At 72.8% G+C, this 26,594-nt stretch carries 20 protein-coding genes; 12 read left to right on the top strand and 8 right to left on the bottom strand.

Features of this window, described 5'->3' with window-relative positions:
* Positions 1–13: 13 nt before the first annotated feature.
* The gene (locus WMF19_RS24160; protein ID WP_437901292.1) at positions 14–2,494 is read left to right on the top strand and encodes a hypothetical protein; all 2,481 of its coding nucleotides are present in this window, start codon (positions 14–16) and stop codon (positions 2,492–2,494) included.
* Between the two features lie 28 nt (positions 2,495–2,522).
* Here the strand turns inward: WMF19_RS24160 and WMF19_RS24155 are convergent, their stop codons facing one another.
* Positions 2,523–3,077 (bottom strand): exonuclease domain-containing protein, encoded by a 555-nt coding sequence (locus WMF19_RS24155; protein ID WP_437330892.1) that lies wholly within the window; start codon positions 3,075–3,077, stop codon positions 2,523–2,525.
* 308 nt (positions 3,078–3,385) lie between these two features.
* On the opposite strand from WMF19_RS24155, the gene WMF19_RS24150 reads away from it, so the two are divergent.
* Complete coding sequence (locus WMF19_RS24150) at positions 3,386–4,450, top strand: serine/threonine-protein kinase (protein WP_437901291.1); 1,065 nt, start codon at positions 3,386–3,388, stop codon at positions 4,448–4,450.
* A gap of 159 nt (positions 4,451–4,609) precedes the next feature.
* Positions 4,610–5,176 carry a hemerythrin domain-containing protein gene (locus tag WMF19_RS24145; RefSeq protein WP_437330890.1) on the top strand — a complete coding sequence of 189 codons (567 nt, stop codon included), beginning with the start codon at positions 4,610–4,612 and terminating at the stop codon, positions 5,174–5,176.
* Between the two features lie 54 nt (positions 5,177–5,230).
* Here WMF19_RS24145 and WMF19_RS24140 read toward each other — a convergent pair whose 3' ends face one another.
* From WMF19_RS24140 to WMF19_RS24130, 3 genes are all read right to left on the bottom strand, one after another.
* Positions 5,231–5,584, bottom strand: coding sequence for a DUF2752 domain-containing protein (locus WMF19_RS24140; protein ID WP_437901290.1), 354 nt, complete (start codon positions 5,582–5,584; stop codon positions 5,231–5,233).
* A 123-nt stretch (positions 5,585–5,707) separates the two neighbouring features.
* Positions 5,708–7,117, bottom strand: a complete 1,410-nt coding sequence (locus WMF19_RS24135) for a zinc ribbon domain-containing protein (RefSeq protein ID WP_437901289.1) — start codon at positions 7,115–7,117, stop codon at positions 5,708–5,710.
* Positions 7,118–7,250: 133 nt separating this feature from the next.
* A complete protein-coding gene (locus tag WMF19_RS24130) occupies positions 7,251–7,517 on the bottom strand; it encodes a hypothetical protein (protein ID WP_437901288.1) in 267 nt (88 codons plus the stop codon).
* A 349-nt stretch (positions 7,518–7,866) separates the two neighbouring features.
* Between WMF19_RS24130 and nuoE the strand changes: the two genes are divergently transcribed.
* From nuoE to WMF19_RS24090, 8 genes are all read left to right on the top strand, one after another.
* Complete coding sequence (gene nuoE / locus WMF19_RS24125) at positions 7,867–8,349, top strand: NADH-quinone oxidoreductase subunit NuoE (RefSeq protein ID WP_437330887.1); 483 nt, start codon at positions 7,867–7,869, stop codon at positions 8,347–8,349.
* Positions 8,350–8,353: 4 nt separating this feature from the next.
* Positions 8,354–9,706 (top strand): NADH-quinone oxidoreductase subunit NuoF, encoded by a 1,353-nt coding sequence (gene nuoF / locus WMF19_RS24120; RefSeq protein ID WP_437554936.1) that lies wholly within the window; start codon positions 8,354–8,356, stop codon positions 9,704–9,706.
* The gene (locus tag WMF19_RS24115) at positions 9,703–10,338 is read left to right on the top strand and encodes an NADH-quinone oxidoreductase subunit J family protein (RefSeq protein ID WP_437901287.1); all 636 of its coding nucleotides are present in this window, start codon (positions 9,703–9,705) and stop codon (positions 10,336–10,338) included. Before nuoF ends, WMF19_RS24115 begins: the two co-directional genes overlap by 4 nt.
* The gene (gene nuoK / locus WMF19_RS24110; protein WP_437901286.1) at positions 10,335–10,646 is read left to right on the top strand and encodes an NADH-quinone oxidoreductase subunit NuoK; all 312 of its coding nucleotides are present in this window, start codon (positions 10,335–10,337) and stop codon (positions 10,644–10,646) included. Before WMF19_RS24115 ends, nuoK begins: the two co-directional genes overlap by 4 nt.
* 1 nt (position 10,647) lies before the next feature.
* Positions 10,648–13,212 carry an NADH-quinone oxidoreductase subunit L gene (gene nuoL, locus WMF19_RS24105; protein ID WP_437901285.1) on the top strand — a complete coding sequence of 855 codons (2,565 nt, stop codon included), beginning with the start codon at positions 10,648–10,650 and terminating at the stop codon, positions 13,210–13,212.
* Positions 13,209–15,215: a complex I subunit 4 family protein gene (locus WMF19_RS24100; protein WP_437901284.1), complete on the top strand. Its 2,007-nt coding sequence runs from the start codon at positions 13,209–13,211 to the stop codon at positions 15,213–15,215. Before nuoL ends, WMF19_RS24100 begins: the two co-directional genes overlap by 4 nt.
* On the top strand, positions 15,212–16,738 hold the full coding sequence (locus WMF19_RS24095; protein WP_437901283.1) for an NADH-quinone oxidoreductase subunit N: 1,527 nt from the start codon (positions 15,212–15,214) through the stop codon (positions 16,736–16,738). Before WMF19_RS24100 ends, WMF19_RS24095 begins: the two co-directional genes overlap by 4 nt.
* Before the next feature lie 389 nt (positions 16,739–17,127).
* A complete protein-coding gene (locus WMF19_RS24090) occupies positions 17,128–18,096 on the top strand; it encodes a hypothetical protein (RefSeq protein WP_437901282.1) in 969 nt (322 codons plus the stop codon).
* Positions 18,097–18,132: 36 nt separating this feature from the next.
* On the opposite strand, the gene WMF19_RS24085 is transcribed toward WMF19_RS24090, so the two are convergent.
* Together WMF19_RS24085 and hisC are read right to left on the bottom strand one after the other, a co-directional pair.
* Complete coding sequence (locus WMF19_RS24085; protein ID WP_437901281.1) at positions 18,133–19,302, bottom strand: tetratricopeptide repeat protein; 1,170 nt, start codon at positions 19,300–19,302, stop codon at positions 18,133–18,135.
* Positions 19,293–20,384 carry a histidinol-phosphate transaminase gene (gene hisC / locus WMF19_RS24080; protein WP_437901280.1) on the bottom strand — a complete coding sequence of 364 codons (1,092 nt, stop codon included), beginning with the start codon at positions 20,382–20,384 and terminating at the stop codon, positions 19,293–19,295. Before hisC ends, WMF19_RS24085 begins: the two co-directional genes overlap by 10 nt.
* Before the next feature lie 87 nt (positions 20,385–20,471).
* Here hisC and WMF19_RS24075 point away from each other — a divergent pair, with 87 nt between their 5' ends.
* On the top strand, positions 20,472–21,410 hold the full coding sequence (locus WMF19_RS24075; protein ID WP_437901278.1) for a hypothetical protein: 939 nt from the start codon (positions 20,472–20,474) through the stop codon (positions 21,408–21,410).
* A gap of 15 nt (positions 21,411–21,425) precedes the next feature.
* Here WMF19_RS24075 and WMF19_RS24070 read toward each other — a convergent pair whose 3' ends face one another.
* Both WMF19_RS24070 and WMF19_RS24065 read right to left on the bottom strand, forming a co-directional pair.
* Entirely contained in the window at positions 21,426–25,577 is a 4,152-nt protein-coding gene (locus WMF19_RS24070) for a PAAR-like domain-containing protein (RefSeq protein WP_437901276.1), read from the bottom strand.
* Between the two features lie 137 nt (positions 25,578–25,714).
* Positions 25,715–26,479, bottom strand: a complete 765-nt coding sequence (locus WMF19_RS24065; protein ID WP_437901274.1) for a phosphoenolpyruvate--protein phosphotransferase — start codon at positions 26,477–26,479, stop codon at positions 25,715–25,717.
* Positions 26,480–26,594 lie beyond the last annotated feature (115 nt).

The following is a 26,594-nucleotide window of genomic DNA, read 5'->3' as shown; positions in this document are numbered from 1 at the left end:
TAGGAGCGGGCCCATGCGGGTCCCCCAGCGGAGCGGCCTCTTCAGCGGCGTCGCAGCCCTCGCGTGCGCCTCGGTCCTGCTCGAGATCTCGCTCGCGCGGATCTACGCGGCGCTGTTCGGCGAGGCCCACGCGTTCCTCGCGCTCTCGCTGTCGCTCGTCGGCGCGGGCGTGGGCGGCGCGCTGCTCTACGTCGTCCCGTCGCTCGCCCGCCCGCCGGCGCTCTTCGCCCGCATGGCGATCCTCGCCTCGCTCGCGTCGGGCGCGACCCTCGCCGCGGTCATCCTGCTCGCGCACCGCGAGCCCCTGTCCGTCCCCGCGCCGGGGTCGCTCCCGTGGCTCGCGCTGTGCTATGCGGTCTCCACGGTCCCGTTCGCGCTCGCGGGCCTCGCGCTCGCGGCCGCGATCCGGCACGCGGCGCGCGAGATGCCCCGGCTCTACCTGCTCGATCTCGCCGGCGGCGCGCTCGGCGGGCTGGCCGCGGCCGGCGCGCTCCGCGCAGGCGCGCCCCGCGCCGCGCTCGCGGCGGCGATCTTCTTCGCCGTGGCGGGCATCTTCTTCTACCTGGGGTCGCGCTGCTGCGATGGCGAGGAGCGGGCGCCCGGCGGCCTCGTCGCCACGTTCGTGCTCGGCTCCTTCGTGCTGCTCGCGGGCGACGTCGGCGCCCCGTGGCTCCGGCTCGCAGGCATCCGCCGGGCGTCGCCCGACCGGACCGAGCTCGAGGCCTGGACCGAGCGCTCGCTGATCACCGTCGATCGACCGAAGGCCGGCGCGGCGCTGATGCGGCTCGGCGGCGCCGCGGCGAGCCCGATCCTCGACGCGAAGACGACGCCCCCGCCGCAGCCCGAGGACATGGCGTACGCGCTGCACAAGGACCAGGGCCCCGCGCTCGTCGTCGGCGCCGGGGGCGGGCGCGACGTGCGCGTCGCGCTCAAGGCCGGGCAGAAGGACGTGGTCGCCGTCGAGGGCGACCGCGGCGTCCTCGAGGTGATGCGCGGGAAGTACGCCGCGTTCAGCGGCAACCTGTTCGACAAGCCCGAGGTCCACCTCGTGGTGAGCGACGGGCGGAGCTTCGCCAGGCGCACGCCGCTGCTCTTCAGGAACATCGTGATCCCGTCGACCGACACGGTCGAGGCGTCGACGACCGGCGCGCTCGCGCTCTCGGAGAGCCGGCTCCTCACGCTCGAGGGCGTCGGGGACCTCTTCTCGCGCCTGCTGCCCGAGGGCACGCTCGTCCTGGTCCGCGCGGACGCGGACTTCGATCGGCTGCTCTCCCTCGCGGCCGCGGCGCTGCGCCGCGCGGGCGTCGCCGCGCCGAAGGACCACCTCTTCGCGTGCAGCGCCGCGCAGAAGACCGCGCTCCTCGCCCGGCGCACGCCGCTCGCGCGCGAGGACGTCGACGCCCTCCGCCGCCACTGCCGCAAGCACAGGTTCTCGGAGGTCCTCGCCCCCGACCGCCCGGCGACCCCTGTCCGCAGCCTGCTCGTCGCGGCGGCCGCGCCCTCGGCCTCCGCGGTGGCCGCGCGCGGCGCCGAGGGCGCGGCCGCCGAGGGCGCGGCCGCGGAGGCCGATCTGACGCCGCCCACCGACGACAGGCCGTTCTTCGCGTACACCGTCCCGGCGCGCCGCCTGCCCGCGGTGCTCGGCGACGTCGGGGCCCTCCGCGCCGGGCAAACGGCGCTCTTCGCGCTCGCGCTGCTGCTCGCCGTCGGCGCGGCGCTCTTCGCGCTCGGCGTGCTGCTCCCGGCGCTCGCCGCGCGCCGTCTGCGCGCGCGCCTCGCGCCGCACGACGCCGCGGCGCTCGCGTCGTCGTCGGCGTCGCCCGCCAGAGCGCTCGCGTTCTTCGCCGCGATCGGCGCGGGGTTTGCGCTCGTCGAGCTCGCCGTGCTCCGGCATGGTCTCCTCCTCCTCGACCTGCCCGCGCACGAGCTCCCCGCCGTCCTCGTGATCCTCCTTGTCTCGGCCGGCGTGGGCGGCTTCCTCACCGCCCGGGTGCCCCCGGGCGCCGCGACGGCGGTCTCCGGGAGGGTGGCGGAGGCGCTCGCCGTGGCCGCGGCGCTCTCGGCGGTGGGGCTCGTGCCGCTCGCGCGGTGGGGCCTCGGGCTCGGGGCCTTCCCGCGCGCGATCCTCGCCGTCGCGATCCTCGTCCCGTTCGGCGTGCTCGCGGGCTCGCTCGCGCCGCTCGGGGTCAAGATCGTGGACTCGGTCTCGCCGGCGCTGCTGCCGTGGTGCTGGGCGCTCTGCGCCCTCGCGGGCGCGACCGGGATGGCCCTCGGGGCGCTGTGCGCGCTGAACCTCGGCTACAGCGCCCTGCTGCTCGGCGCGGGCCTCGCTTACCTCCTCGCCGCGGCGACCGTGCCGCCCGCGGCCGGGGCGACCGCCGCGGGCGACGACGAGCGAGCGGCATCCTCCGGAGGCGCCGCCGCGAGCGATCCGCCGCCCCGGGATGTCCCTGGGGCGCAGCCCGAGGCCCTCGAGGCGGCGCCGATCGCCTGAGCGCCCGGCGTCGCCGGCGCCGCCGGCGTCACCGCCGCGCGGCCAGCAGGAGGTGCGCGAGCAGGCCCGCGATGTTGTGAGCGTCGTCGACGCCCCGGTGGTGCGTGCCCGCGAGCGGCAGGCCGGCGCGCTCCAGGGCCTCGGCCATCCCCACCTCGCGCGACAGCGCGTGCGTCACCGCGAACAGGCTCTTCACGTTGAGGTGGCTCGGGCCGAACGGGAGCGGCACGCCGCGCGACTGGCACTGCCGCTCGAACATGCGCCGGTCGTAGTCGCCGTAGCTCGCCCAGAGGCGATCCTGCGCCTTGAGCTCGCTCCGGAGCGTCGCGCACGCGTCCCTGAACGACACGCCCGCGTCGACATCCGCCTGCGTCAGCGTCGTGAGCGCCGTACAGAACGGGCTCACGCGCGAGCGCTCCGGGCGCACAAGGATCGAGCGCCGCTCCCGGCGCCGGCACGAGGCGACCTCCAGCGGGCACACGCCGATCTCGATGATCTCGTTCTCCTCGCCCGGCGGCGGGTCGCCGTCCCAGCAGGTCGATTCCACGTCGATCACGAGAATGAGATCAAGACGCTTCGCCACGTCGTCGTCCTCGGCATGTAGTGATGAGTGCGCTGCGAAGGTAACGGGGATCGGGACGCAATTTCCTTCAGGATTTTCCCGACCGTCCGGAAACGCCTTGGGCGGTTCGCTTCGTCCGGGCAAAAACTGAGTAGAAACGGGACATAAGCCGGAGGTGCACCCACACGTCGTTGGTCGTTTAGGCACCCAATCCGCTTGCTTGGCGGGCCTGGTCCATGGACACTCGTCAGGTAATTTCTGACGAGGTTCTCTGCGTGGATCCTGGCTCCCAACTGCGTTGCTCCTCCGGTTCGGCCAGGGAGAGGTCCATGATCGCTGAGGCGCTGCCTGACCCTGCCGACGCGGGCCGCGATCCCACCGAGGAGCGACAGCTGCCTCGTTCCGGGATCGTCCGCCACGCCGGCCGCGAGCGGGGGGCGTCGAAGGGGCTCCCGGCGGGGCGTGGCGCCGGGGCGGTAGGCGGGATCACCACGGGGGCCCCGGCGTGTGGGCGGCTGGCCGTCGACCCGCTCGTCGGTCGTACAGAGCACGGACTGCACATCGAGCGGCTCATCGCCGAGGGGGGGATGGGCGCTGTGTACGCGGCCCGCCGCGCCGCGACGGGGGAGCCGGTCGCCCTCAAGGCGCTCCGGCGCGTGCACGCGGGGGACTCCGGGATCGAGGGCCGGTTCGCCCGCGAGGTGCGGCTCGCCCGCCGCATCGACCACCCGAACGTCTGCCCCGTGCTCGGCGAGGGGCGCCTCGAGGACGGGCGGCCGTTCTTCGTGATGCCGCTCTTCGACGGCGTCACGCTGAGCGAGGAGGTCCGGCAGCGCGGGCCCTTGCCGATCGGCCGCGCGCTCGCCCTCGCGGATCAGATCCTCGCCGGCCTCGCGGCGATGCACGCGGCGAAGGTCGTCCACCGCGACCTCCAGCCCGGCAACGTCCTGCTCGTGCCCGGGGCGCGGGGCGCCGGGGCAGGGGAGGGCGCGACGACGGTCAAGCTCATCGATCTCGGCTTCGCGCACGAGCCCGGCGTCGACACGGGCGACGGCGTGACGCCGGACAGCCCCGGGTCGCTCGTCGGCACGCTGCTCTTCATGTCGCCGGAGCAGGCGATGCGGAGCCGCGCGATCACCGAGCGGAGCGACCTGTTCGCGGCCGCGCTGCTCATCTACTACGCGCTCTCGGGCAAGCTCCCCTTCCGGGGCCGGGGCGATCTCGACGTGCTCGTCGCGATCGTGCGGTCCGCGCCCGTGCCCCTCCGGCGGGAGCGCCGTGATGTCCCGCGCGTGCTCGACGAGGTGCTCGCGCGGGCCCTGTCCAAGCACCCCGACCACCGCTTCCCCAGCGCCTCGGCGATGCGCGACGCCCTCGCCGGCGTGCCGGTGTAGCCAAGGCAGCGCCCGCGCTCCGCGCGCCCCGGCGCCGGCCCGCTCCTTGCCACGACGGTGCCGCCTGCACCGCGCCGCCCGGCACCGCGATCCGGGGCTGTGCACGCGCTGCTCAAGCGCGGCGGCGCGAGGCGGTGAGCTTCACGCGAGGGGAACCCCATGGACGCACTCGATCTCTTGGAGCAGCAGCATCTCGAAGTCAGCGCCCTGATGGCGCGCATCGCCGCCGAGCCCAGCCCGGGCCTCCGGACATCGATGGTCGCGCAGCTCTCCCGGATGATCGATGCGCACGTACGCATCGAGGAGACGTACCTCTACCCGGTGTGTGCCGAGCGGATGGCCGGCGACAGGAAGCCGCTCCACGACGCGTACGAGAAGCACGGCCTCGCGCGCTTCGCGGCGGACAACCTGCTGCGCACGCGCGTGACCGATGTGCGCTTCGAGGCGCGGCTCCGGCTCCTGCGGGACATTTTCGCCCACCACGCCGACGAGGAGGAGGACGTCCTGTTCCCCAAGGCGAAGCGGGGCCTGACGGACGAGCAGCTCGACGTGATCGGCAGCGATCTGGAGCGCGCTTACGAGGTGCTGCTGCGCGTCGGCGTGCCCGCGGGCACCCCGCTCGCGCGCTCGCAGCGCGGCTGGCCCCGGCGCGGCGCCCACGCCGTGCGCGCCCTGCGCCCGGTCTCGCGGCGGAGGGGCGAAGCGCTCCGCGTCCGCGGTTGTTAGAGAGCGGGTGACCGCCGCGCTGCGCGGCATGGGGCGACGCGGTCGCGTTTTGCTCTAGACAGGGACGGGGCCGCCGAACGCGCCGAAGAAGCGCGCGATCCAGACGGTGAGCATCAGGATCGCGAGCGCGATGCCGAGCCGCGTGACCCACGCGCCCTGCATCCCCTCGGCGGCCGCGATGCGGCCGTCCTTCACGTAGATCGCCGCGTTGTACGCGAGCGCGGCGATCACGAGCGGCGCCATGACCGGGGAGAGGGGGTGGAGCCGCAGCGCGTCCGCGAGGTGGCCCTGCGCGAGGGCGAGCGTCGCGCGCGTGAGCCCGCAGCCGGGGCAGGGGTGGCGGGTGACGATCGCGAACGGGCAGAGCGGGGCGCCGCAGGCGACGAGGAGCCCGAGCACCGCCGCCACCGTGCCCAGTCGTGCGGCGCGGCCGCGCGCGTGCGCCGCGCTCCATCGGGACAGGGCCGACGGAGCGGGCGGACGGGCTTCGGTCGAGCTGGACGGCGACACGGCGGAGGACCGCGGCGCGGGTCAGGCGGCGTTCGGGTCCCAGACCTCGTTGAGGTCCTTCGCGAGCGCGTAGAGCGGGAGGAAGACGTAGAGCACGATGCCCTCGGCCTGCTGGTTGCGCGAGCCGGCCATCTGCTTGGCCCGGGTCACCTGCTCCGGCACCTTCACCCAGAGGAAGTAGTAGTTGAGGAACGGGATGAAGAGGTACCAGGGCTTGAACTCGGGGTCCTTCGTCGCCTGCTGGAGCTCGTTGAGCATCGCCCACATCTGCCAGATGGCGTAGAGGAAGCAGACCATCCCGATCACGCACACGGTGACCGGGTTGCGGGTCTCACCCTTCGCGCCCGGGGCCATCGAGCCGCCGCCGCCGTACACGCCCAGGTTGCTGGCCGCCTGGCCGAACTGGCCGGGCGCCGACATCTGAGCGCCGCCGGGCGACCCGCCGTAGCCGGGATCGCTCACGCCCGGAGGGCTGCCGTAGCTGCCGCCGGGCGAGCCGCCGTAGCCGCCGCCCGGAGGGCTGCCGTAGCCGCCAGCCGGCGGGCCGCCGTAGCCGCCGCCCGGAGGGCCGCCGTAGCTGCCGCCCGGAGGGCTGCCGTAGCCGCCGCCCATCGGGTCCTGGCCCGGAGGCGGACCGTACCCGCTGGCGCCGTGCTGCGGAGGCTGCCCGTACCCGGGAGGCGCGCCGCCAGGCGGCTGCCCGTAGCCGGGAGGCGCGCCGCCGGGCGGTTGCCCGTAGCCGGGAGGCTGCCCGTAACCGGGCGGCTGCCCGTAGCCGGGCGGCTGCCCGTAGCCGGGAGGCGCGCCGCCGAGGCCGCCCATCGGGTCCTGGCCCGGGGGCGGTCCGAAAGGATTCCCGGCCGGGCCGCCCTGCGGGGGCTGCCCGTAGCCGCCGGGCGGAGGAAACGCGCCGGCCGGCGCGCCTGCGCCCCCGGGCGGCTGGCCCGGGGCGCCGTATCCGGGCAGCTGGTCGATCGCCATGGTGCCCCCGAGCGGGTTGACGCCCTGGGGCTGCTGGCCGAACGGCGCATAACCGCCGGACGGGCTCGCGGCCGCGCCGCCGAAGGCCGGGCCAGACGGCTGCTGCCCGCCGGGGGGCGGAGAGCCGTAGCCCATCCCGGGAGGCGGCGGGGCAGGGGGAGGCCCCGCCGAAGCGCCGAGCCCCGCCGGCGGGACACCGACCACCGTGCCCGCGAGGCCCTGCGGCGGGCTCGGGATCGCGGCCATGCCCGGCGGCGCTCCGGCCGGAGGCGCCGGAGGCGGAGGCGCCCCCGGCCCGCGCGGACCCGCCGCGCCCGCCCCGGAGGACGGCTGACTCATCAGCATGGTGCCCTTGAACTTCGGCGCGGCCGCGCTCTTCAGGTTGTAGCCGCACTTCGTGCACGTGGACGCCGTTTCCGAGTTTTGCGTCCCACAATTCGGACAGAACACGCACCACCTCCGGCGGGGGGTTCGCTGCTACGGATATCCGCGCCCCTGCGCGTCGTAATGGGCGCCGAGGGTAGTTGAAGCGCGTTCCGGTTCTCAAGTGAAAGACGAAGAACGCTGCGGACTTCTCGGCAGGCTACGCGGTCTTCGTCAGAAAACCCAGGGAGTACCGCGTGGCCACGTGCTCCAGGAGGGGGCGGGGCGGGGGGCGCGGGACGGGGGCTGGCGGGGCGGGGCGGGTGGCCGCGTCTACGACCACGACCACGGCCACGACCACGGCCGCGGGCACGGCCACGGCCGCGGGCACGGCCACGGCCGCGGGCACGACCACGGCCGCGGGCACGGCCACGGCCACGGCCGCGGGCACGGCCACGGCTGCGGGCACGGCCACGACTGAGGGCACGAGCACCTCGGGGGGGAGCCGTCCGGTTTCTGGGCAGCGGTAGGCTTTGTGTGGTCCGCTTTATGTTTCCCCCCGGCGCGCCTTGACAGTGACCACCGTCGCTCACTAGCGTGCCCGCGCCTCGGGACGGCTCCGTACGACGGACAACCGAATGCCCGGCCGCCGGTGCGCGGGGCTGTCCGCCTCCGGCAGGCGCCTCCAGATCGGAGGCGCACGAGGTAGCGCCCGGTCTGCCGGGCGGACCCTCGCTGAAAGGGACCCGCGTTGCGGGGTCCCGACTGCATGTGGAAGCGGGCACGCCGCGAGCGCGGCGCGCCCAGGGAGCCAGCGGACCGTGCCAACAGCCGACATGACCGAACAATTTGCTCTGACCGCCGAGCGGCGAACCGAGTTCGAGAAGATCCTCGCGCGCTACCCGAACCGCCAGGCCGCGTGCATCCCCGTGCTCCACCTCTGCCAGGAACAGGAGGGGTGGGTCTCCGAGCGGGTGCTCCGCTGGGTCGCCGAGCAGCTCGGCCTCTCGGCGGCGCACGTCCAGGGGGTCGCGACCTTCTACACGCTCTTCAACAAGGAGCCCGTCGGCAAGCACCAGGTCTGGGTGTGCCGGACGCTGAGCTGCGCGCTGAACGGCGCGGACCAGGTGCTCCACCACTGCGAGAAGCGGCTCGGGATCCACGCCGGCGAGACCACGAAGGACGGGAGGATCACGCTGCGCACCGCAGAGTGCCTCGCCTCGTGCGGCACCGCCCCGATGATGCAGGTCGATCGCGACTACCACGAGGGCCTCACGCTCGAGAAGGTGGACGCGATCCTCGATCGGTTGACGAGGTGACGAGATGCTCCGGCTGACGCGCTATCTGACCAAGAACTACGACACGCCCGACGGCCACAAGCTCGCCGTCTACGAGAAGGGCGGCGGCTACCAGCAGGCGAAGCGCGCCCTCGGGATGACGCGCGAGGCGCTCGTCGAGGAGATGAAGGCGGCGAACATCCGGGGCCGCGGCGGCGCGGGCTTCGCGATGGGCGTGAAGTGGAGCTTCATGCCGTGGCCCCCGAAGCCCGAGCGGCCGCACTACCTCGTCATCAACGCGGACGAGGGCGAGCCCGGGACCTTCAAGGACCGCACCCTGATGGAGAAGAACCCTCACGCCGTCGTCGAGGGGTGCATCATCGGGTGCTTCGGGATCGGCGCCCACGCCGCGTACATCTACGTGCGCGACGAGCTGCACCTCTCGAAGGCGCGGCTCTGGGGCGCCATCGAGGAGGCGCGCGCGAAGGGCTACCTCGGCAAGCGCCCGTTCGGGATCGACTACCCCGTCGAGGTCTACGTCCACACCGGCGCCGGCGCCTACATCTGCGGCGAGGAGACGTCGCTGCTCAACTCGCTCGAGGGCAAGCGCGGCGAGCCGCGGCTCAAGCCGCCGTTCCCCGCCCAGTTCGGCGCGTTCGGGATGCCGACGACCGTGAACAACCTGGAGACGATCGCGGCCGTGCCCACGGCGCTCGAGCTCGGGGGGGAGAACTTCTCGAAGCTCTCCTCGCTGCACCACCTGAAGGACGGCGGCTGCCGGCTCTTCGGCGTGAGCGGCCACGTGAACAACCCCGGGATCTTCGAGGCGGCCGTCGGCGTCACGCTCCGCGACCTCATCTACGAGTACGGCGGCGGCGTGAAGCACGGGAAGCTCCTCGCGGTCATCCCGGGCGGCTCGTCGTGCCCGATCCTGCGCGCCGACGAGGTCGTCAACGCGCCGAGCGACAAGTCGCCGCTCCACCCGTGGCACGGCCAGAGCGTGCTCGACGTGCCGCTCGGCGTGGACACGTTCCGCGCGCTCGGGACGATGCTCGGGACCTGCTGCGCCATCGTGCTCAGCGACAAGGCGTGCCCCGTCCTCGCGATGCACAACCTGATGCGCTTCTACCGCCACGAGTCGTGCGGCCAGTGCACGCCGTGCCGCGAGGGCAGCGCGTGGATCCACCGGATCCTCGACCGCATCGTGCACGGCGAGGGGACGATCGAGGAGCTCGATCGGCTGCACGAGATCGCCGACAACATCATGGGCAACACCATCTGCGCCTTCGGCGAGGGCACGGCGATGCCCGCGCTCGGCTTCCTCCGGAAGTTCCGCAAGGAGTTCGAGGCGTACATCCAGACCAAGGGCCGCTCGTCGACAGGGGTGCTCACGCCGTGAAAATCTTCGAGTTCGCCTTCTTCGGGCTGGCGTCGCTGCTCGTCCTGCTCGGCGGCCTGGCCACGGTCGCGGCCAGGAACCCGATCCGCGGCGCGATGGGCCTGCTCACGTCGATCGTCGGCATCGCGGGGCTCTACCTGATGCTCTCGGCGGAGTTCCTCGCCGCGATCCAGATCCTCGTGTACGCGGGCGCGATCGTCATCCTCTTCCTCTTCGTGATCATGCTCCTCGGCCCGTCGGCGACGTCGCCGCGCGACGCCCGCACCGCGGTGCCGCGCTACGTGGGCGCCGGCGTCCTCGGGGCGAGCAGCATCGGCGCGCTCGCCCTGGTCGCGAGCGCGTCGAAGCCCGGGGTCGCGGCCATCCCGGCCGCCCCCGAGTCGCTCGGGACCATCGAGGCGCTCGGGCACGAGCTCTTCACGAAGGGGATCGTGCCGTTCGAGCTCTCGGGCGCGCTGCTCCTCGTCGCCGTGATCGGCGCCGTCGCCGTCGCCCGCGGCAAGCAGGTCGACCCGACGCTGCTGCCCGCCGGCGAAGGCTCGGACACCGCGTCGCCGGAGCCGGAGGGGGCCGCGCAGCCGGGCGCCCTCGCGGGGCACGCCACCCTGTCGGCGAAGGAGCCGCACTCATGATGTCCGTCCCCATCGAGTACTACCTCGTCGTCGCGGCGGTGCTGTTCGTGATCGGGTCGATCGGCTTCCTGCTGCGCAGGAACCTCCTGGTCCTCCTGATGAGCATCGAGCTGATGCTCAACGCCGTGAACCTCACGCTCGTCGCGTACAACCGGGTGCACCCGCACGATCACGCCGGGCAGATCTTCACCTTCTTCGTCATCGCCATCGCGGCGGCGGAAGCCGCAGTCGGTCTCGCGATCGTGCTCTCGTTCTACCGCATCCGGAAGACGATGCGCTCGGACGACGCCGATCTCCTGAGGAGTTAGCGTGGAAGCCCTGAGAGTCTTATTCCCCGCGTCCGAGTTCGCGCTGCTCGCGGTCATTCTCGGCCTGCCGGCGCTCGGCGCGTTCGTGAACGGCCTCTTCGGCAAGCGGCTCGGCAAGGACGCGGTCCGGCTGATGGCGCTCGCCGCGCTCGGCGGCGCCTTCCTGGCGGCCGTCACGACGTTCCTGATGCTGCCGCACGAGGGCGGCAAGCTCACCTGGACGGCCTGGCGCTGGTTCTCGATCACCGGCCGGATGGGCCAGTCGATCGCGATCGACGCCGCCTTCAGCGTCGACGGGCTGAGCGGGACGATGATCCTCGTCGTCACCGGCGTCGGCTTCCTCATCCACCTCTACTCGTCCGCGTACATGCGCGAGGACCCGGGGTACTACCGGTTCTTCGCGTACCTGAACCTGTTCATCTTCTCGATGCTCGTCCTGATCATGGGCGACAACCTCGCCGTCCTCTTCGTGGGATGGGAGGGCGTCGGCATGTGCAGCTACCTGCTCATCGGGTTCTGGTTCAAGGACGACAAGAACGCGAGCGCGGGCAAGAAGGCGTTCGTCGTGAACCGCATCGGCGACTTCGGCCTCCTCGTGGCGATGGCGATGCTCGCCTACTACACGGGCACGCTGAACTTCGACGGCATCGCGGCGAACGCGGGCAACCTGCTCTCCGCGGTGAAGATCTGGCCGATCGGCAACATGTCGGTCGACACCGTGCCGGGCTTCCTGAGCTTCCTCATCCCGTCGCAGCCGGTGCTCGTCTACGCGGGGACGCTGGCCGCGCTCGCGCTGTTCCTCGGCTGCGCCGGCAAGAGCGCGCAGATCCCGCTCTACGTCTGGCTGCCCGACGCGATGGCCGGCCCGACGCCGGTCTCCGCCCTGATCCACGCCGCGACGATGGTGACCGCGGGCGTCTACCTCGTGGCGCGGCTCTCGGCGGTGTTCGTGCTGTCGCCGTTCGCGATGGCGGTCGTCGCGGTGACCGGCGTGGCCACGGCGCTGTTCGCGGCCTCGATCGGGCTCTTCCAGAACGACCTGAAGAAGGTGCTCGCCTACTCCACGGTGAGCCAGCTCGGGTTCATGTTCATCGGCGTGGGCGTCGGCGCGTTCGCGGCCGGCTTCTTCCACGTGCTCACGCACGCCTTCTTCAAGGCCTGCCTCTTCCTCGGCGCCGGCTCGGTGATCCACGCGATGCACGCCCGCATCCACGACACCGACCAGTCCCAGGACATGCGCAACATGGGCGGCCTGAAGAACCACATGCCGCTGACGCGCTGGACCTTCCTCCTCGCGTGCCTCTCGATCGCGGGCTTCCCCGGGTTCGCCGGGTTCTGGTCGAAGGACGAGATCCTGTGGCGCGCCTTCTCCGGCCGGATCGAGTCGGTCTCGACGCGCGGGCAGCCCGTGTGGCAGTGGCCCGAGTGGCTCGGCCCGGCGATCTACTGGGTCGGCATCCTGGCCGCGACGATGACCGCCTTCTACATGTTCCGCGCGTACTTCCAGACGTTCCACGGCGAGTTCCGCGGCTGGACGATCGTGCGCGGGTGGAAGGACCCGCACCCGCACGGCCACCACGACGATCACCACGGGCACGCGCACGGCGAGAAGCTCGAGGGCCCGGAGCCGCACGAGTCGCCGCTGCCGATGACGATCCCGCTGATCGTGCTCGGGGCGCTGTCGGTCTTCGCCGGCTTCCTCATGGCGGAGCCGCTCGTGCACCTCACCCACAACCACGCGTTCGCGCCGCTCGCGCACCTGCTCGAGCCGGTCTTCTCGCTGACGGAGCGGGCGGTGACGGTGCGCGAGGGGGTGGAGGGGCTGCTCTTCCCGATGATGCTGCCCGGCGTCGCGGCGTGCTTCACCGGCATCGGCCTGGCGATGCTCGTGTACTGGAACAAGCGCGGCGAGCCCGAGCGGCGCTTCGCCGAGGGCTTCCCTGGGCTCTACCGGCTCATCTACGACAAGTGGCGGATCGACGAGCTCTACAACGCCACGGTGGTGGGCATGGTCGACGCGATCGCCGACATCTTCACGATGGCCGACAAGTGGATCATCGACGGCATCATCGCGAAGCTCTCGGCCGCGCTGGTCGGGTTCTTCGGCACGGTGCTGCGCGCGCTCCAGACGGGCCGCGTGCAGGTCTACGCCGCGTCGATGGTCGTCGGCCTCGCCGGCGTCGGCTGGTTCCTCGTCAAGCCGCACGCGGACGCGAACGTCGACGACGCGGAGCTGCGCCGGTCCGGCGAGGTGAGGCTCTCGGCGGCGCCGGGGCTCGGCTACCGGTACCGCTGGGAGGCGCCCGGCCTGCCGGCGCGCGAGTTCTCCGAGGCGACCGACGTCACGGTGAAGCTCGAGCCCGGCGAGACGAAGGACGTCGTCCTCCGCGTGCGGAACGCCTTCGACCGCGAGGCGACCGAGACCTTCTCGTTCTCCAGGCCGGCGAGCCGCAAGACCCCCGCGGGTCCGACCACCCTGCTGGGCCCGGACGTGCCCGCGCTGCCCCCGGGGGCGACCCCGGCGGAGCAGATCCATGACCTGATCAAGCCGAGAGGCCTGCAATGAGCGCGCTCGACCTCGTAACGCAGTACTGGCCGGCGCTCGCTGCCGGCGTCGTGGGGGCGATCCTCCCGCCGGGCGGCGGGCAGGGCGCCGAAGACGCCCACGCCGGCGACGATCACCACGACGGCCACGGTGACGACCACCATGGCGACGACCACCACGGCGACGAGCACGGCGAGGCCCACGCCGCCGCGGGGTACACCCCGTGGCAGCGGGTCGGCCTCGGGCTCATCGCGGCGCTCACGGTGCTCTTCGTGCAGTGGCTCTGGCCGTCAGGCGCCGCGGCGGAAGCGACGGGTACGACCGACGAGTGGCCGTCGCTGCTCAACGTGCTCATCGGGCTGCCCTTCGTTGGCGCCGCCGCGGTGCTGTTCGTGCCGCGGCAGCTGCTCTCGCTGCTCCGGGGCTTCACGCTGGCCGTGCTCGGCGCGGGCTTCCTCGCGTCGCTGTGGCTGCTCACCGTGCCGATGACCGTGGGCTGGCACTTCCAGTCGATCAAGGAGTGGATCCCGGCGCTGGGCATCCGGTGGCACGTCGCCATCGACGGCATCAGCCTCTGGCTCGTCCTGCTGACGACGTTCATCGCGCCCATCGCGGCGTACGCGTCGTTCGGCTCGATCAAGAACCGGATCAAGGAGCTCTGCTTCTGCCTCCTGTTCCTGCAGGGGGCGATGCTCGGCGCGTTCGTCGCGCTCGACCTGTTCCTGTTCTTCCTCTTCTGGGAGCTGATGCTGGTGCCGATGTTCGTGATGATCGGCATCTGGGGCGGCGTCGAGAAGATCAAGGCGGCGATCAAGCTCTTCGTCTACACGATGGCGGGCTCGATGCTGATGCTCGCGGGCATCGTGTACCTCGTGTGGGCGAACCAGAAGCTCACGGGCGCCTACACGTTCGACTACCTCGCGCTGTCGCGCGTCGTGCTGCCCCGGGGCGCGCAGATGCTCTGCTTCTGGGCGTTCTCGATCGCGTTCTTCATCAAGGTGCCGATGTGGCCGGTGCACACGTGGCTGCCGGACGCCCACGTGCAGGCGCCGACCGGCGGCTCGGTGATCCTGGCCGCGGTGATGCTGAAGATCGGGACGTACGCGTACCTGCGCTTCTCGATGGGCCTCTTCCCGGGCCCGGCCTCGAGCCTCGCGGCCAACCTGGCCGGCATCGCGATCCTCGGCGGGGTGATCTACGGCGCGCTCGTCGCCTGGAAGCAGTCCGACGTGAAGCGCCTCGTGGCGTACTCGTCGGTCGCCCACCTGGGTTACGTGATGCTCGGGCTCTTCGGCGTCACGCCGAGCGGGATCCAGGGCGCGGTGCTCCAGATGGTGAACCACGGCGTCTCCACCGGCGCGCTCTTCCTCCTCGTCGGCGTGATCTACGACCGCCGCCACACCCGGGAGGTCGCGGAGTTCGGCGGCCTCGCCAAGGTGATGCCCGCCTACGCGACGCTCTTCCTGATCGTGACGTTCGCCTCCGTGGGCGTGCCCGGCACGAACGGGTTCATCGGCGAGTTCATGATCATCATGGGGACCTACGCGTCCGAGCGCCTCGGGACGTTCAGCGGGATCCACACGATCGGCGCCGCGGCGGGCGTCATCCTCGCCGCCGTCTACATGCTGAGCGTCGTGCAGAAGATGTTCTTCGGGCCGCTCACGAACCCGAAGAACAAGCACCTGCCCGACGTGACGCCCCGCGAGGGTCTCGCGCTCGCGCCCCTGATCCTCATGATCTTCGTGATCGGCCTGTTCCCTGCGATCTTCCTCGATCGGATGAAGGAGTCGGTCCTGTCTACTTACAACCAGTTCAAGGTCGTCTCCGGGCAGGCGATCCTCTTCGCGGACGAACGGAACGCGAAGCTCCTGCCCGAGGACACGTTCTCCCCCGCCTTCCTGAAGGGGGCGCCCTCGGTGGGATCCGGTCAGGGCGCTGCGGGGGCGGGTGAAGACGAGCAGGCTCGGCGCGATCGGGCGGCGGGCGGCGCGCTCGCGGCGCGCGCGGAGGAGGCGGCGCGATGATCCTCGGACCGTACATCGCGGTATCGCCGCTCATCGTCGTCTCGCTCGGCGGCGCGTTGCTGATGCTCGCGGAGGCGTTCTCGCACCGCCGCGAGGAGTCGCACGATCGCCGCTCCGGCCCGTCGTCCGACATGGCGCTCGGGACCGCGATCACGCTCCTCGCCGGGGCGATCTTCTCGGGCGCTGTCGGGTTCGTCGGCCCCGAGACGCTGGAGGGGTTCGACTCGCTCGCCCCGTACCTGGTCATGGACCGGTTCACGCTGTTCTTCTCCTTCGTGCTCTGCCTGGGCGGCGCGCTCGCGGCGCTGCTCGCCGGGGGGTACCTCCCGGAGCACCGGCTCGATCGCGGGGAGTTCTACCCGCTGCTGACCTTCTCGACGATCGGGGCGATCATCCTCGCCGGCGCGGGGGATCTGCTGACGCTCTTCCTCGGCCTGGAGACGATGTCGCTCGGGGCGTACGCGCTGACCGGGTTCCGCAGGACGTCGCCGCGGAGCACCGAGGCGGCGATCAAGTACTTCCTGCTCGGCTCGTTCGCGGCCGCGCTGCTGCTGTACGGCGGCGCGCTGATCTACGGGGCGACGGGGCACACCGACCTCGCGGGGATCGGCGAGGCCATCGCGGGCGCGAAGGGGGCCGCGGCGCCGAACCCGGCGCTGCTGCTCATCGGGGCGGCGCTGATGCTCGTCGGGCTCGCGTTCAAGGTGAGCGCGGTGCCGTTCCACATGTGGACGCCGGACGCGTACGAGGGCGCCCCGACGCCGGCCACGACGTTCATGGCGGTCGCCGTGAAGGGCGCGGCGTTCGCGACGCTCCTGCGGGTGCTGCTCGGGGCGTTCGGCAGCCCGGCGCTCTCGTCGTGGGCCGCGGGCTGGCCGCCGGCCGTGGCGGTGATGGCGCTGCTCACGATGACGGTCGCGAACCTCATCGCGGGCCGGCAGGAGTCGGTGAAGCGGATGCTCGCGTACTCGAGCATCGCGCACGCCGGGTACCTGCTCGTGGGCGTGGCGGCGACGGTGCGGGCGAGCGAGGACGCGCAGGCGAGCGTGATGTTCTACCTGCTCGCCTACACGGTCTCGACGGTCGGCGCCTTCGGGACGCTCATCCTCTGCGGCAGCCGCGGGGCCGAGGCGGTGAGCTACGAGGACCTCTCCGGGATCGGCAAGCGGCACCCGGTGGCGGCGCTCGCGTTCTCGCTCTTCCTGCTGTCGCTGGCCGGGGTGCCGCCGACGGCGGGCTTCTTCGGCAAGCTCTACATCGTCAAGGCGGCGATGGGCGCGGAGCTGTACACGCTGTCCGTGGCGCTGCTGCTCAACAGCGTTCTGTCGGCGTACTACTACCTGCGGGTGCTCGTTTACATGTACATGCGCGAGCCGGCGCCGGGCGCTCCGATCGCGCGGCCGATGCGCTCGGGCTACGTCAACGCGGCCCTGGTGGTGTCCGCGGTGCTCGTGATGGTCCTCGGCATCTGGCCGACGACCTCGCTCGGGATCGCAGTACGCGCGGTCCTCGCTTCTCGTTAGACCTCCTCCTCGATCACGTCTGGCGGTGGTTCCGTGGGGGGGCTCCTTGGCGAGCTGCCCGGCCCTCGGAGCCCCTGCTCGTCGCGCGGCGCGCGGTGGACCGAACTCGCGTGAGCCCAGGTTCCTCCGGCAAAGCCGGAGGAACCTGGGCAAGTCCGCTCAGACAACGGTCCACCGTGCGCCGCGCGACGAGCAGGGGCTCCGAGGGCCTACCGCTGTCATCTGGGGGGCACTGCGCCGCCAACTGATCTGGCAGTGGGGGGCGGCGCTCGCCGTGGGGGCGCGTTCTGGGCGATGAAACCGCGGTGCTGCGCGGGGCGCGCGAGTTGCTAAAGTCGGCGCCGATGCGAACCGGCGAGAAGCTGCAGAGAAGAGCGGGAGATGGAAGGATGCGAGCGGCGTGCGTCGCGCTGCTCGGGGCGCTCGGGTGTCAGGGAGGGAACGCGAGCGGCGGCGCGACCGCGGGGAGCGCTGCACCGGCGGGAAGCGCGGCGCCGGTGGCCGCGGGAAGTGCGGCGACGGGGAGCGCGGCGCCGGTGGCCGCAGGGGCCGCGGCGGCGGCGGGGAGCGCGAGCGCCGGCGCTGCGGGGAGCGCGCAGGCCGGGGCGGGCGCGGCGCACGAGATCTCGCTGACCTCCGAGGACGTCGCGAAGGTGATGAACCCGAAGCGACTGGCGCCGTACAGCGGGCCCACGGGGACGCTGAAAGGACGCGTCACCATCAAGGGCGACCCGCCGCCCGATACAGGGCTCAGCTTTCCGATCGGCAAGTGCGGCGAGGCCGCCGCGACCTACGGGCGGCTGTTCCGCGTGGGACAGCAGAACGGGGTCGCCGACGCGCTCGTCACCGTCGTCAACTACAGCGGCTACGTGCCGGAGCGCGAAGAGGCGGAGAAGGTGACCATCCACGGGTGCGCGTTCTCGAAGCGGACCGTGGTCATGTCCTATGGACAGCGGCTCGAGGTCGCGAACCTCGATCCCCTGGAGCCGTACATGCCGAACCTCGAGGGAGCCCCCTTCATGGCGGTCCTCGTCGCCGTGCCCCAGGGCGACCCGGTGAAGTTCTACCCGCCGCAGCCAGGCTACTACCACCTCGTGGACAAGCTGCCGAAGCCGTTCCTCAAGGCCGAGGTCTTCGTGCTCAAGTTCGCGACACACGACGTGACCGGGCTCGACGGCAAGTTCGAGATCAAGAACATCCCCGTGGGCAAGGTGCTCACCGCCGCCCTGCTGCCGGCCATCGATCAGGACGTGAAGAGGGAGATCGAGATCAAGGAGGGCGATAACACGCTCGATTTCGAGCTCAACTTCGACCTCAAGAAGTACAACGAGAAGCCGCACACCAAGCCTTCGCCTTGAGGTACACGGCCGGGGCACGCGCCCCCGCCGCCACGATCAGGGCGCGCCCACGAGCTCTCGGCGGACGCGCCGCTCGACCTCCTGGGACAGCGTGTCCGGGGCGCCGAGCGCGGGAGGCGGCGGGCCGAGCCAGGTGAGCGCGGCGTCGCGGCCTACGCGACGGAAGAGCAGCTCGGCGAAGAGGAGACGGGCGAGCCGCGAGGGGGCCGCCGTGGGGCCGCCCGCCGCCGTGGACAGGTCGAGGGCGTCGCAGGCCCGGGTCAGCGCGTCGAGATCGCCGCTCAGATCGGCCGCCACAGCGAGCGCCACGAGCGCCGAGGCGCTCGCCGGATCGGCCGCCGAGACGAGCTCGGCCTGCTCGCGGGCCTCGCCGAGGCGGCCCAGCGCGGCCGCGCGCACCGCGACCTCGGCGGGCGTCAGATCCGCGTCGCGCGCCAGGCGGCGGGCGCGGCGCAGCTGGCCCAGGACGAGCGCCTCGTCGACCTCGGCCAGGTGCCCGCCCGACGACACCCGCCGCCCCGGGACGCCTGCCCCCGGCGCAGCCAGCTCCCTCAGGCGACGCGCAGCCTGCTCGGCCACCGCGCGATCGCCCGCCTCGACGGCCGCCGCGTGCAGCGCGCGCCACGCCTCCGTCGACCACGGGCGCCGCACCACGAGCGCCCGCAAGGCGAGGCGCGCGTCGCCCGTTCGGCCCAGGCGCCGCAGGATCTCGGCCCGGAGCAGGGCGCCGTCGTCACGCTCCGGATCGAGCGAGATCGCCCGATCGATCCGCCCGAGCGCCGCATCGAGGCGCCCCGCGGAGAGATCGCAGCGCGCCTGCTCGCGGTAGGCCGGCTCGTAGTCGGGCTCGATCGCGCGGGCGCGCTCGAAGGCGGCGCCCGCCGCCTCCCCGCGCCCGAGCCGGCAGCGCACGGACCCGATACGGGTCCAGATGTCCGCGCTGTCGGGGTCTCCATCCTCCGCCAGCTCGTACGCCTCCAGCGCCGTCGCGAGATCGCCGCGCGCCTCGGCCTCGGCGCCGATCGCATACAGCGCATAGGCTTGCGCCGCGATGAAGCGACCCTCGATGATCTGGCCGTCGATCGAGCGCGCGACCCGGGGCGCGGCGCAGCCGGCCATGGACGTGAGCGCCGCGAGCGACGCGATCGCTGCGAGGAACACACGCGGCGCGCGCCGCGCGGCGGAGGGCGGCACGGCTACGCGCACGCGGCGATCTCGGCGAGGAGGCGATCGTTCTCCTCCGGGAGGCCGACGGTGATGCGGAGCCGGTGCGCGAGGCGTCCGCCCGCCGCGTGGAAGCTGCGCACGAGGACGCCGCGCGCGGCGAGCGCGTCGAAGACCTCGCCGGCAGGGCGGCGCGTGCCGATCCAGAGGAAGTTGGCGTGGCTCGGCGCGACCGTGAGGCCGAGCTCGGCGAGCCCGGCCGCGAGGCGCTCGCGCTCGGCCGTCACGGCGGCGGCGGCGCGGCGGAGCTCGCCGCCGAGCTCCCGCAGGGCGAAGGCGGCCGCGCGCTGCGACGGGGTGGGCAGGTTGTAGGGCTGGCGGACCTTGTCGAGCTCGGCCACGAGCTCCCGGGCGCCGATGAGCCAGCCGATCCGCAGCGACGCGAGGCCGATCTTCGAGAGCGTCCGCAGCACGGCGACGTTCGGGTGCTTGCGCAGGAGGGCGAGCTGGTCGCGCGGGGCGAAGTCGATGTACGCCTCGTCGACGATCACGAGGGCGTCCCTCGCCGCGGCGACGACCGCCTCGAGCCGGTCCTCCGACATGAGCGCGCCCGTAGGGTTGTTCGGCGAGGCGATGAAGACGATGTTGGGGCGCGCGAAATCGACGGCGCGCGCGAGGCCCGCCACGTCGAGATCCCAGCCGGCGTCGAGCGGGACCTCGACGACGCGCATCCCGCGCGCGCGCGCGCTCAGCTTGTACATGACGAAGGTGGGGCTGACCGTGACGACGCTCGGCGCGTCCGCGCCCTGCCGCGGGCGGCTGAGCGCGGTGAGCACGATCGAGATCACCTCGTCGGAGCCGACGCCGGCCACGATCTCGTCGGGATCGGCGCCGCAGTGGGCAGCGATGGCCTCGCGGAGATCGAGGGCGCGCGCGTCGGGGTAGCGGCCCCAGTCCTCGGGCGCCGCGGCCCGCGCGAGGGCCGCCCGCGCCTCGGCCGAGAGCAGCGGCGGGCTCTCGTTCGCGTCGAGGCGCACGGGGAAGTGCCCCGCGACCGGGGTGTAGGCGTGGAGCTCGGCGAGCTCCGGACGAAGCAGCGCAGGGAGGAAGTCGGGCAGCGGCATGGCTTGGTCCACGATCGTCGCGGGCGCGGCGATGAGAGAGGAGGAGAGCGGTATACTACCCGCCTCCTTCCAGGACCAGAGGACCTCATGCCCACGATGAGCCGCGCGACCGTGCTCGTGCCGTCGCTGTCGTCCCCCATCGCCCGAGACCAGACTCTGATCTTCTCGCCGGATTTCCCGCTGGAGGAGCGAGCGGGAGAGGCGTCCGCCGTGCCGCACGCCGCGGGCTCGCCCTGGTCGGTCGCGCGCGTCGGCGCCGCCGCAGAGGCGCTCCGGGAGGTGGCGCAGGAGAGCGCGCGGAGATTCGAGCCGCTCCCTGAGGGCGCGCTGCCGGAGAGCGCGCCCGGAGACGCCCTCGGGGCGTACGCGTTCTCGTTCGTGCGCCCGTCGTTCGCGGCGCCCTTCGCCAGCCGGCGTGAGGGCGTCCTCTTCGGCGAGCGCGTCCTGCCTGCGTTCGGGCTCTGGAACGACGTCGACGACGCGACGTGGGCGCGGGCCGCGGCGCAGCTGACGGTGCATCGCCACAGCGGCCCTGACGACTTCGTGATCGAGGTGGAGGCCAGGGGGGATGAGCGCGTGGTTGTCGCGCGGTGCCCGCACCCCGAGACGCTCGGGGCCGCCGTCGCGGAGGTCGTCGCGACGGCGCGGAGGCCGAGGGGCTGGCTCGGGAGATGGTTCGGCGTGAAGCCCTTCGACAGGCGCTGTGCGCTGAAGATCCCCCTGCTCGACCTGTGCGCGGCCCGTGTGCACGAAGAGCTCGTCGGCAAGCCGCTCGCGGGCGGGGAGGGGCGCCGGATCGGAGACGCCCGCCATACCGTCTGCTTCCGCCTCGGCGGGGACGCGCTCCCGCCGACCGAGCCCGGGCCGCTCACCCTCGGGCGCGGCGACATGTACGAGCGCTACTTCGTGTGCGACGGCCCGTTCCTCGTCGTCGTCCTGGGCGCGCCGCCGCAGGACGAGGTGCGGCTCGCAGCCTGGATCGGGTCGCCGGAGCCGTTGCAGGACCCGACCGCCGGCGCGCCCTGAGCGGCGGGGCGCCCGTCACTGCCCGAACGTGTACCAGCGCGGCTTGATGTCCTTGATCAGGTGCCCGCCGCCGCTGACGTGCAGGCCACCCGGGGCGTTGCCGGACCCGAGTCCCGTCGGCATCCCGCTGACCAGGCCGGAGGCGCCCGCGTTGCCCATCGCCCCGGCGGAGGCCACGCCGGGGACGCCCTTCGCTGTCGCGCCGGACGTGGTCGCGCCGGTCCGGTCCGCGACCGCCTGGGCGACGCTGCGGCCCATGAAGTTCGGCTTCGTCCCGCCGTTGCACGTGACGACCTCGACGCGCGCTCCGGGCATCTTCCCGTTGAACCCGGCGGCGTTCAGCTTGTCCGCGAGCTGCGCCCCCGAGATCTTCTTCCCCGCCCACTCGACGCTGCCCGGCCAGCCGTGGGTGTCGACGACGACATCGGTCTCCCCCTTGAGGCTGCCAGGCACGACCTGGTTCGGCTTGAGGATCGTCGCGCCCGGGTACTTCGCCGCGTACTGCGAGTAGTAGGCGTTGTGGAGCTTGGGATCGTTCGAGGCCGTGATGATCGTGAGCAGCCCGAGCGGGTCGATGAAGAGCGTCGGGTTCGGGACGAAGCCGATCTCCTGCAGCGAGCCCGAGACGCCGATGGGATCCGGCGAGATGAACACGCGCAGGTCGGGCGCGTAGTAGCGGTACCGGTTGTAGTGCAGGCCGGTGAGCTCATCGGCGCGCTGCCCGGCGAAGCGGAGCGCGCCCGGCTCGCCGCGCTCGTGGGCGACCTCGCCCCAGGTGGTCAGGTCGATCTCGGTGATCTCGCCGGCCGCGTCGAGGGTGAGCCACGGCGTCCCCGCGGCGTCGGTCGCCACGAGGCGGAAGCCCGCGCCGCCCTGCGACTCGAGCAGCGGCGTGTGACCTGACGCGTCGAAGACACGGCGCGTGACCTGCCCGCCCGAGGCGCGCTCCTCGACGATGCTGTCGCCGTCCCAGCCGAACCACGTGCTCCCCTGGCCGACGATCTCGGCCACGCGGCGGCCGAGCGCGTCGTAGATGTACTGGACCTTCAGCCCGTCGCCGCGCACGGCCTCGGTCAGGCGATCGTTCTCGTCGAAGGCGTACCGCCACGTGCGCTGTGGATCGGGCGCGTCCCGGCCCGAGAGCCGGCCAAGGCGATCCCAGGTCAGGACCTGATCGCCCGCCGCGCGCGGCCGTCCGCCGGCGCCGACCGATCCCTCGCCGCGCGCGATCGCCGTGCCGTGCGGCGAGTAGGAGAACGCCTCGGTCGCGCCGAGCCCGCGCACCTCCACGGGCCGCCCGTGCGCGTCGAGCTCGTAGCGGCGCTCGCCGCGCTCGCTGTCGATCACGGATGCCAGCGCCCCGGTCGGGTGCCAGCGGTAGGCGCGGGACCGGACGACCTCGCCCGGCGCGCCCTCCACCTGGATCTCCAGGGGGAAGCCCTCGGCGTTGCGCCGGGTCAGGATGGCGCCGGCGCCGCCATCACGCCGGCGGGCGCGCTCGCCGTCCTGCTCGTCGCGCTCGAAGACGAAGCGCTCGGCGGCGTCCGGATGGCCGACGCCCATCGCGGCGACCCGCCCGTACGTGTCGTGCTCCAGCGTCACGCGCCAGCCGGACGAGTACCGGCGCCCCACGAGCTGGCCGCCCTCGTCGTAGTCGTAGCTCGTGACGAACTTGAAGCCGCCGCACGTCTGCGTGTCCCGCAGGATCGCGCCGCGCTCGTCGTACGCGAGCTCCGTCGTGCAGGCGCCGTTCGTCGCGCGCGCGACGCGCCCCAGGGCGTCGTACTCGAAGCGCTCGACGAGGCCCGACGAGTACTCCCGCGCGACGACGTTGCCCGCGCCGTCGCGCGAGAGCCGCACGATCGACTCGTCGGGCCGGAGGATCGACACGAGCCGGTCCGCGCCGTCGTACTCGTAGCGGTACTGGAGCCCCGTGAACGTCGTCTCGCGGACGAGGTTGCCGGCGGCGTCGTACTCGAACGAGCGCCGCTCGCCCGCGGCGTTCTGCATCCAGCTCAGCCGGAGGAGCGCGTCGTAGCCCATGGTCCAGCGCGAGCCGTCCGGCAGCACCTGCTCGACGAGCGCGCTGGCCACGTAGCGGTACTGCGCGCGGCCGCCGCCGGGGTACGAGGTCGCCGTGCACAGCCCGAGCCCGTCGAAGGCGCGCTCGGTGCGCTGTCCGCTCGGCCCCACGGCGCTGACGATGTTGCCGGAGGAGTCGTACTCGAGCGACGTCGCCGCGCCGCCGGGCGACTCGATGCGCACGGGCATGCCGAGGAGATCGTAGACGTAGGTCCACACGCGCTCCCCCTGCGCGTAGCGGACGAGGTTGCCGTGCGCGTCGTACTCGAGCGTGTCGACGAGGCCGCTCGGGTACGTGATCTTCGTGTTCTTGCCGCGCGCGTCGTACTCGGCCGTCGTCTTGCCGCGCGCGTCCTCGATCTCGACGACGCGCCCCCGGCTGCGCCGCACGGTGGAGCGGTGGCCGTTCGGGGCGATGGTGGTGACGCCCTGTTGCTCTTCGTCCGCCTGGTACCGGACCGTGCCGCCGCCGTCGCTGATGGAGATCAGCTGCCCGGCGAGATCGTGGCGGCGCCGCTGCGTGGTCCCGGCGCCGTCGGTGACGGCGATGAGGCGCCCGACCCCGTCGTACGTGAACAGCATGGCGTAGCCGCGCGGGTCGACGTAGCGCTCGACGAGGCCCAGCGCGTTGCCCTGGTAGCGATGGACGTGGCCGAGCGCGTCCGTCACCGTCGTCTGGTGAGGCTCGGGCCCGTACGCGACGCGCGTGTGGAAGATGCCGCGGGGGCCGCCGGCCACGTGCGCCTCGGGGGCGCCGAGCGCGGCGAGGAGGTCGCCGCCGGGCAGCTCGCCCCACGTCTCGACGCAGCGCCGCTCGCCGCCCACGTCCTGGTACACGAAATGGAAGACGACCCCGTCGGGGCGCGTCTCCGAGCGCAGGTAGTGCTCGTCGTCGTAGCTGAACCGGGTCTCCGCGCCGCCCACGTCGATGACCCGGACGAGGTCGCCCCGCCCGTCGAGCTCGTAGGTCACGAGGCGCCGGCGGTGCTCATTGCCGCCTTCGTCGGCGACCGCGACGGACCAGATGCGCAGGTCCCCGTCGCGGGAGACCTCCGCGCGGCGGCCGACCGAGTCCGTGATGGCCACGATCTCGTCCTGATCCCAGTCGATCGTGGCCCTGTTGCCGAAGGCGTCGCGCAGCTCGGTGAGCGCGTACGCCCGCGGATCGGCGGTGGGCCGGAGGACCCGCGCGAGGTCGTCGTCCAGGTCGACGACGATCGCGTCCCCGTCGAGGTGCACCTTCCGGCCGTGGGGGAGGAGCAGCGTTTCACCGGCCCCGGGCAGCTGCATCTCGGTGCGGCGCTGCTGGTCGTCGACGAGGACGAGGCGATCGCCGTTGCGCTCGGCGCGCCAGGCGAGGCCGTGCGACCAGCCCCACCCGAGGCCGCAGCGGTGGCGCACGGCCGACGTGCTGTAGGTGCGGATCCACTGGACCCAGAGGAACCCGGTGAGCGTGAAGTCGGCTGACGGGATCGTGAACAGCGTCCCGGTCACGACATCGATGGGGTGGCCCGCGGCTGCCTGGCCCTCCGCGCCCGGCGGCGCAGGCGGGCTCGGCGGCCCGGCGCCGCCGTTGCCCCCGCCGCCGCCCCCGCCGCCGTTGCCGCCGCCTTGCGGGCTGCCGCCGCCCGGGCCCCCGGCGCCGCCGCCGCCGCCCCCGCCACCGCCGCCGCCCCCGCCTGCGCCGCTCGCGCTGGCGCCGGCGCCGACGGTGATGCTCTTGTTCATCTGGCCCATGCTGCCGGTGATGCCGGCCATGCCGAGCTCGATGATGACGTTCGGCGCGCCGAGCCACGGGAAGCAAGGCCCGCCGGTGTTGAGGCTGACCACCTCCTTGAGCGTGCCGGGCTCGTTGCCGTGGCACGCCTTCATGCAGCCGCCGACGGTGAGGACCTTCGCGCCCTCGATCTTCGTGCGCATGCACGGGTCGATGATCCCCTCGGAGACCGTGCCCATGGTGGGGTAGGGGATGGGCAAGGGGCTGGGTGCGGCCGGGGTCAGACACACGCTCACCGCCATACCGGTCATCTGGTGACCGGACTTCTCGGTGATGGTGTCCATGTGGAGGGCGGTGACCTTTCCCATGGTGACAGGATGGTCCCATGGTCCCGCGAGCGTGTGCAATCGCGGCAATCGCGAGCCCACCGTCCGGTAGCCCGGGAAAGCTACATGGCTCGGACGGCCTCGCCGGGAGCGCGGCTGACGTGCGGGAGAGGGGATGATCAGGCGGGAACGTCGGGCTCGTGCTTCTTCCTGGCGCTGGCGGCGCGGGCCCGCTCGGCGCGCCGCTCCTCTTCCGCCGCGTCCTCGTAAGGCGACAGGAGGCGGTCGCGGAGGAGCGCGTGCGTCTCGTCCTTGTCGTCGTCGTACTCGGCGTGGACCTGGACCAGGAGCGTGCCGTAGGCCTCGTGCCACGCCTCCACCGCCTTGATCGCCGGGTCCGCGCTCTTCGCCTCGGTGACGCCGAGCTTCTGGCCGTAGAGCGCCGTCCAGCGCCGGAGGCGATCGACCTCGGCCGCGAGCCCGAGGCGCTCCACCGCCGCCTTCACTTCCTTGCCGTCGAGCGCCTTGATCATCGCGCTCATGCGCACCCACTGCTGGGAGTACACGAGCTTGACGAAGCCCGTACCCGACGACAGCACCTCCGACCGCACCAGCGCGGCGTCGGCCCGGCGCGCGGCCTCGTCATCGCTCAGCGGCAGGATGTCGTCGTGGTCGAACGAGCGCTCGATGCCGTCGAGCTGGGCGCCGAAGGCGGAGATGCACCGGTCGGCGCCGCGATCGATCTCCGTCATGGTGGCGTCGGTGCTCCCGAGCGCCTCGACGGCCTCCGTGCGCGCGATGACGGACTGGACCGCTGCGTCGACCTTGGGGGCGAGCTTGATCTTCTTCGATTTCAGCGCCTCTCGGTGAGACGCGAGCCTTGTACCTGCGACGATGCACCCGCTCGGTGTGAGCCGGCGGGCGAGAAACGCGGCTTTTCCCATGCTGGAGGGGGTATCACGGTCGCGCGGCCGCGAAAGAGGCGGGCAGGATTCCGGCCATGGGAGGCAGCTTTGCGACGTGGGCGGCGGTGGCGATCCGGAGCGCGTCGGCGACGCG

Origin of the sequence: Sorangium sp. So ce124, assembly GCF_051525235.1 — a bacterium.
GTDB classification, from domain to species: Bacteria; Myxococcota_A; Polyangia; order Polyangiales; family Polyangiaceae; genus Sorangium; species Sorangium atrum.
The sequence above is the reverse complement of the archived record's forward strand: the minus strand, read 5'-3'. Positions and strand labels throughout refer to the sequence as shown.

Excerpts from the sequence above, each read along its gene's own strand:
- WMF19_RS24065 (WP_437901274.1), bottom strand. The coding sequence starts at position 26,479 with ATGGGAAAAGCCGCGTTTCTCGCCCGCCGGCTCACACCGAGCGGGTGC.
- WMF19_RS24145 (WP_437330890.1), top strand. The coding sequence starts at position 4,610 with ATGGACGCACTCGATCTCTTGGAGCAGCAGCATCTCGAAGTCAGCGCC.
- WMF19_RS24075 (WP_437901278.1), top strand. The coding sequence starts at position 20,472 with ATGCCCACGATGAGCCGCGCGACCGTGCTCGTGCCGTCGCTGTCGTCC.
- WMF19_RS24090 (WP_437901282.1), top strand. The coding sequence starts at position 17,128 with ATGCGAGCGGCGTGCGTCGCGCTGCTCGGGGCGCTCGGGTGTCAGGGA.
- nuoK (WP_437901286.1), top strand. The coding sequence starts at position 10,335 with ATGATGTCCGTCCCCATCGAGTACTACCTCGTCGTCGCGGCGGTGCTG.
- WMF19_RS24095 (WP_437901283.1), top strand. The coding sequence starts at position 15,212 with ATGATCCTCGGACCGTACATCGCGGTATCGCCGCTCATCGTCGTCTCG.
- hisC (WP_437901280.1), bottom strand. The coding sequence starts at position 20,384 with ATGCCGCTGCCCGACTTCCTCCCTGCGCTGCTTCGTCCGGAGCTCGCC.
- nuoE (WP_437330887.1), top strand. The coding sequence starts at position 7,867 with ATGACCGAACAATTTGCTCTGACCGCCGAGCGGCGAACCGAGTTCGAG.
- WMF19_RS24150 (WP_437901291.1), top strand. The coding sequence starts at position 3,386 with ATGATCGCTGAGGCGCTGCCTGACCCTGCCGACGCGGGCCGCGATCCC.
- WMF19_RS24070 (WP_437901276.1), bottom strand. The coding sequence starts at position 25,577 with ATGGGAAAGGTCACCGCCCTCCACATGGACACCATCACCGAGAAGTCC.
- WMF19_RS24160 (WP_437901292.1), top strand. The coding sequence starts at position 14 with ATGCGGGTCCCCCAGCGGAGCGGCCTCTTCAGCGGCGTCGCAGCCCTC.
- nuoF (WP_437554936.1), top strand. The coding sequence starts at position 8,354 with ATGCTCCGGCTGACGCGCTATCTGACCAAGAACTACGACACGCCCGAC.
- WMF19_RS24100 (WP_437901284.1), top strand. The coding sequence starts at position 13,209 with ATGAGCGCGCTCGACCTCGTAACGCAGTACTGGCCGGCGCTCGCTGCC.